The organism is Psychrobacter sp. FME6, assembly GCF_014861365.1.
GTDB lineage: Bacteria > Pseudomonadota > Gammaproteobacteria > Pseudomonadales > Moraxellaceae > Psychrobacter.
Window position 1 is genome coordinate 1 of the sequence record NZ_RRYW01000129.1, and the last position, 6,257, is coordinate 6,257.

The following is a 6,257-nucleotide window of genomic DNA, read 5'->3' on the forward strand; positions in this document are numbered from 1 at the left end:
CGTCTGTCACAAGCCTTGTTATTAGCATTCTTTGCTCGGTAACCGCGCAGGCCTTTATTACGCCTTAGCTCTCTTGATATGGTGCTGGGACTTCTGTTTAACGCCCTCGCTATAAATTTAATACTATGTTTTGCCCCTTTAAGGGCATAAATCTGGTATCGTTCACCTAGGCTTAGATGTGTATAGTTCATGGTTGCAATCTCACTTTGGTCGGTGGATAAAAACTTTGATGCTAGCGCATCTAGGTCTTTTTTTCACCTCACATTTGGTATTGCACTTCATGTGTTAATCTAAGAATAGTATGACGTTAGCCTATCAGGTTTTTAGCTGATAATCGCTCTTAAACCTAAGATAACACAAATTCTCAACGCACTGGCTGTGATAATAATAACAGTGTGATTTGCCGCCGTTCTCTTTTAAATCGAATCAACTATACCAGGCAAATCTGTCACATAAAGTATATGCAGTGATAGCCAGTTTGCGCTAGGCTAGGGGCTGTATAGAATTCATCTATTAGGACTGCTGATCGCTAAAATAATTCCAGACTAGGCGTAAATCGAAGGTAATGTCGAGACCTTAGCTAGATTTACAACAACGTCTGGGGCGATTTTAGCATCAGTCCGAAGGAACAGGACTATTTTTTGCCACTTCATAGCCAAAACTATCGCGCTTAGAATAACTAAACTTACTATTTTTGGCGTCGAATTGCCTAAAAAATAGTCTCTGTCAGTACCTTAGCTGAATTCTATACAGCCCCTAGGTTAAGGGTAAATACCGAGGCTTTAGATTGCTAATAACGAGGTCACTAATAACAAGATTACCAATAACAAGATTACCAATAACGAGGATAGTGTCTGCCGCGACCGATATTATTATAAATGAGTGCCACCATCACCAAGGCCAGCGCACCTATCAGCGTAGGGGTAACTAAAAAATGCCATTTGACCCCACCAAGCATGACGATTAATGGATTAGAGCCAGCAGGTGGATGCGGCACGCGAAGCAATAACATGAGCGCGATAGACGTACCGACCGCGAGTGCCAGACTCCACCACTCAATCCCAAATAAAGTCAAAAATGATAGACCCGTAAAAGTGGTGATAAAATGACCGCCGACGATGTTTCTAGGCTGGGCAAATGGGCTTTCTGGATAGGCGAAAATAAGCAAGCAACTGGCCCCAAATGAGCCCAAAACCATGGCGACATTTTGCCAGTTACCCAGTAGGGCGAGTATGGCAGTAGCAAAGGTACCGCCTACCCAAGCAAGGGCGATAATGAATAATGGCAATCTTTGCGGGCAATCATCGATTTTGCCTTGCATTTTATTCAATGAAAAAATCTTATCCACAAACTTATCCTAAATAATATATGAATGACAAAGTTGAAAAATTGATAATCAATATCAGTGTTTATGACGTGACTCGCTAATAGTTGATAACGAGGTTTAACAATGACGATTAATACTGATAAAAATATAAGGCAATAATAATGTTACTTCCCCCGCAGTCTGTAAGATTTGATGAATTGTCAGTCGCTGTACCCACTTTTATTCGTTACCCTACGCTCAGAAAGCTGGCTGAACGAGTACAGCGTGAGACCTTAAATACCATGAGCAGTCCAGTGAACAGTGCGCTTCATACTAGGTCTCCTCGTTTGAGTCTCTTAGACAGCTTGGCACAAACACCAGTTGCAGACGCCTCAGTATTGGTGGCTATCACCCATGAGCGCCATCCGAAGCTGCTATTAACACGCCGCGCCGCACATATGAACAGTCATGCTGGCGAGGTCTCCTGTGCTGGCGGTAAGTACGAAGTCGGCGATGGTAATAATGTCGTTACAGCCCTACGTGAAGCTTGCGAAGAGACCGCGCTCCCGCCCAATAAAGTCCAATTGCTCGGTCAACTGCCGATTCAAACCTCCAAAAGTGGCATGAGTGTCAGGCCTATTGTGGCGTTGATTGCTCCAGACTTAATCCTAGTGCCAGAACTTGGAGAAATCTCACGCATTTTTTGGGCAGATTTTGAAACCTTACTGACTCAGCCTACCGTCGAATACTCCATAGAATATACGTTGCAAGATGAGACGGCGACCATCCTCACACCCAGTTGGCAAGTGGATGGTGAGACGGTATGGGGTCTGACAGGACGAGTCATTGCCAGCTTGCTAGAAACTGGTTTTGATCGGCAGCTTGAATGGTATTACCGCATACAAGAATCACGGTTGTAGAGGTTGTTGTCTGAGCCTATAAATACTAAGAACCACTAGAAACCATAACCAATCACGTCTTTTGTGGATTTATTATAGTTATTGTAGACGTCATTGATAATGGTTTGATATATTCTATTTGGTAATAATAATATTCATTACCTAAATTATTTGGTTATGATTTATCTTTAATAGTTACTTCTTATCTATCTCCTTATTTATAATACTCATCGTTTTTCTTAAGCCACCAATTCATATTGTCTTGGCGTTTGGTGCGGAACGCTTCTAGCTTATCAGCAGCTCTGCTGTTGTGCTGGCGTGCAGTATCAAGCGCAAACAGAATCGGCACTGACGATAAGACGCCAAACCGTATTTTTGATTTTGGTAAGTTCAGCCCATCGCCAATATCGTCACCGACCAAGGTACGGGTCACGCTGGCATTGACCATCTCAACGAAGCGTCCACGGCGATTATCCTCACCCATGAGCTGACGCGGTAAATCGTGCAACGCTTTTGCCAATGGTTGTCCCATTTTAAAATCAAGTTGCTGGATCGATAAATAAGTATAGAGCCACTCCCAACAGGCCTCCTCATCTTTAGGCAAACGATCTAAGTCCACGCCCATCCAGTAACTGGCAAGATTCCAAAGGTGCAGAATGCCTTCGGCTTCCTCGGTACTAATACGAGCCCCAAGCAATCTTAATCCGCGCATAATCAACAACGAAAACTGTAAATGGGTCGCTATCATATCGGTTTGGTTGATAGGAATACCCCAGTAATCGGTGTTCCAGCTGCCATCAGGGTTATGGTGTTGATCGGCACTTTCTATCACACCTGTGGCAGCTTTTGCCTTACCTTTAAGTAGATTCTGGCGTACCAATGTGTGGATTTGACGTACTTTAATAGACTGCCGCCAGCCCTCAGAGCCGATGGCCAATACTTGCTCAATAGAATGGGGGTTATTGTTCGGAGTAGAGTGTAATGGTGGATGTTCAGAGACGGCCAAGATATAAGCATAAGTACGCATCAAGCGTGGTAGGGCATCGTGCATCAGTGCGCCAGTTTGAATCAACGGTAAGGATAATGCAGGGATACTGTAGCCTGCCATCAGGGCGACGTTACGCAACAGCCAAATGAGCATCAGCGGATAACGACGATAGGCGACGGCACCAATTTGGGCAAGTTTTGGGTCAAACCACTTAGGATGGTGGCTGAATTGCTCGGTTAATGCACTAAATGAGGAGTTATTTGCAAGGTTGGGGTCGAGCTGATAGTTACTATCATCGATAATAAATTGCTGTAAAGGTTTTGCAAAACGAATACTCTTAGCCGCTAGAGCATCAGTCAGCGGATCGCCTATGTCATAGCCTGCTACTATCTCATTTAGTAGGTTTTGCGAGATAACAAAATTTTTGGGCAATAAATACCGCTTAATCCGTTTTAAAACTTGTAAATCACTATGGTCGTCAATCGCGGTGGTGCGGCCATGACGCTGATAAGATGCTACTGACGGCTGTTTGCGGTTTAAGGTATTAGCAGTCTGTTTATTACTGATATTGATTGAATCCATATTTATCAAATGCCTTATTTTGAGGCCATTTCACAATGCCAGCACGCCCTAATATCTATTTAGCTGGTTTAAATAATCTAATTGTCTTTGTGTGGTATTGATACGGCGCTCGGCTTGGCGAAGCTCCTTGGCCAGCGACAATAATCGCTTGCGTGCTTCTTTTTCGTTAGCAAAACCCAGCATCTCACCAGACTCTAGCTTGTCGAACTCTTCTTGGTGTTCATTTAAAAGTCGCTCATCTTTGTCTAATTGACTCTCCAAGGTATAGTAATCAAGGCCGCGCTGGTTTGCTTGTTGCAGCGAGCTTACTAGGGCTACAGGACAGACATTATTTAGTTTACGACCACGGCGACCGATGTTATAGGCGCTATTGGTTGTACAGTACTGTTTGAGTCCTGACTGACGTCCGCGCTCCCACGCTCGATAGCCAGGAGCGACACCAGTCTTGGCGCAGGCTTTGGCATGTGAGGCTAGGCGGTCTGAATGATAACCTGCCACGCCGTCGTTGTAGCCAATAGCCTGCCAGTCGCCGAGCATACACTCTTGCTTAGAGAGAGTGGCACAGCCTGACAGTAAAAAAACGCCCCCAAGGATAGGTAGACTTAATGTCAGCCGCCTTACAAACCGTAGCATGTGTATCTCCTGTGGTGGTTCATTCAAATCAACAGTCGTCTAACTACAGTTGCCTTTTACCAAGGCGACAGTGATAAGCTCGTCATATCATTAAGACGGGCGGGTTAAATCGACTGATGTACCGCTGATACTGTCTTTTAAACTAAACTTAAGCATAGTATAACCGGCGATACCAGATACGATAGAGCCCATGGTGATACCCAAACGCTCATCGAATAATGGCGTTGCACCGCCAAAGGCCAGACCTCCGATGAACAAACTCATCGTAAAGCCCACACCGCACAATAATGCCGCACCGTAGATTTGCTTAAAGTTCATACCTCTTGGCATGGTAGAAAAGCCCAGTTTAAAGATTACCCAGCACATAATCATCACGCCCATTTGTTTACCGATAAATAAACCGGCAGCAATACCAAGTGGTACGGAATGGAATAACTCAGCAAAGCCTGCACCTTTTAATGAGATGCCTGCATTGGCAAAGGCAAATAATGGCAAAATCCCATAAGAGACGGTGTTTTGTAGATCGTGCTCCAGCTCTTCAAGCGGCGAGTGCTCAGGATCGGTACGGTCAAATAAAGGGATAAACAATGCCAATACTACCCCTGCTAATGTCGCATGAATACCAGACTTTAGGACAGCAATCCACATAATCACACCAATGAGCAGATAAGGGGTGATACTGGTCACGTTACGGCGGTTGAGTAGATATAAAAACGGTAGGCATAAACCTGCGATAGCCAATGAACCGAGCGATAAGTCACTGGTATAAAATAAGGCAATGATGATAATAGCGCCAATATCATCAAAGATAGCAATAGATACCAAAAAGACCTTTAACGAGTTTGGTACGCGGTTGCCCAGTAAACTTAATATACCAAGGGCAAAGGCGATATCAGTCGCTGCTGGGATGGCCCAACCTTTCCAAAACTCAGGTTCACTGTAGTTAAAGAGGAGGTAAACAATGGCTGGCATAATCATGCCGCCGAGTGCCGCCCCCGCTGGCAAGATGATTTGCTTGACGTTGGACAGCTCGCCGATCAAGACTTCGCGCTTTAGCTCAAGCCCCACCAAAAAAAAGAAAATCGCCATTAGACCGTCATTGATCCAGTGGTGCGCGTCTTTGGCAATAGCGAACTCGCCGATTTGAATGGCTACGGGTGCGTTGATAAAGCCTTCGTACCACACATTGAGAGGGGAGTTGGCAATGATCATTGCAGCAACGGCAGCCAATGCTAGGACAATACCACCCGCTGCCTCAAATTCAAAAAATGCCTTAATCCTTCGTAGTGCCATATCATCCTCATTTGCTAAATACAATTTACTAAAAATGATTCACTAAAAGCAAATCAATAAGTCATTCAATAACTTCAAATATCCATACTCCCACTTTCGAGGGCGGCACAGATAGACCATAACAGTTTCTCATATTCTTATTCATATAAACAACAAAGAGTATAGGTGAAATAGGAGATGTTTTTACTTTGTACCTACAATAAAATAGCCGCCAGTCGTTGAGTATTTTTGATAAGACGGTGTTTTATGGTAAGTATCTAACCAGCTGTTAGACAAATCTAGCAGACTTTGTCACGTTTTTGGTTTTTTTTACGGTTTTATCTTTATAATGAGCGATATTTTGTACCTTAAATCACTTTTCTAGGGCGTTTGCTCATTTTTAGCCCAGTTCCCAAAGCCAACTTCTCAGGCTTTCTCTTTTTATTTCTTAGATTAACACATGAAGTGCAATACCAAATGTGAGGTGAAAAAAAGACCTAGATGCGCTAGCATCAAAGTTTTTATCCACCGACCAAAGTGAGATTGCAACCATGAACTATACACATCTAAGCCTAGG

The 6,257-nt window shown here is 43.9% G+C and carries 5 protein-coding genes and 1 pseudogene; 1 reads left to right on the forward strand and 5 read right to left on the reverse strand.

Annotated features, from left to right (window positions below; all coding sequences use genetic code 11):
- Both EI162_RS12985 and EI162_RS12990 read right to left on the reverse strand, forming a co-directional pair.
- Positions 1 to 179, reverse strand: a pseudogene (locus EI162_RS12985) (helix-turn-helix domain-containing protein); the annotation flags it as partial.
- 653 nt (positions 180 to 832) lie between these two features.
- Positions 833 to 1,348 (reverse strand): HPP family protein, encoded by a 516-nt coding sequence (locus tag EI162_RS12990; protein WP_318779324.1) that lies wholly within the window; start codon positions 1,346 to 1,348, stop codon positions 833 to 835.
- Positions 1,349 to 1,488: 140 nt separating this feature from the next.
- Between EI162_RS12990 and EI162_RS12995 the strand changes: the two genes are divergently transcribed.
- Positions 1,489 to 2,226, forward strand: a complete 738-nt coding sequence (locus EI162_RS12995; protein ID WP_192524746.1) for an NUDIX hydrolase — start codon at positions 1,489 to 1,491, stop codon at positions 2,224 to 2,226.
- 193 nt (positions 2,227 to 2,419) lie between these two features.
- Here the strand turns inward: EI162_RS12995 and EI162_RS13000 are convergent, their stop codons facing one another.
- The 3 genes from EI162_RS13000 to nhaA all read right to left on the reverse strand — a co-directional run bounded on the left by EI162_RS13000 (position 2,420) and on the right by nhaA (position 5,701).
- A complete protein-coding gene (locus tag EI162_RS13000) occupies positions 2,420 to 3,775 on the reverse strand; it encodes an oxygenase MpaB family protein (RefSeq protein ID WP_192524747.1) in 1,356 nt (451 codons plus the stop codon).
- A gap of 48 nt (positions 3,776 to 3,823) precedes the next feature.
- Positions 3,824 to 4,408 (reverse strand): DUF2799 domain-containing protein, encoded by a 585-nt coding sequence (locus tag EI162_RS13005; RefSeq protein ID WP_192524748.1) that lies wholly within the window; start codon positions 4,406 to 4,408, stop codon positions 3,824 to 3,826.
- Positions 4,409 to 4,498: 90 nt separating this feature from the next.
- Positions 4,499 to 5,701, reverse strand: coding sequence for a Na+/H+ antiporter NhaA (gene nhaA / locus EI162_RS13010; protein ID WP_192524749.1), 1,203 nt, complete (start codon positions 5,699 to 5,701; stop codon positions 4,499 to 4,501).
- Between the last annotated feature and the right edge of the window lie 556 nt (positions 5,702 to 6,257).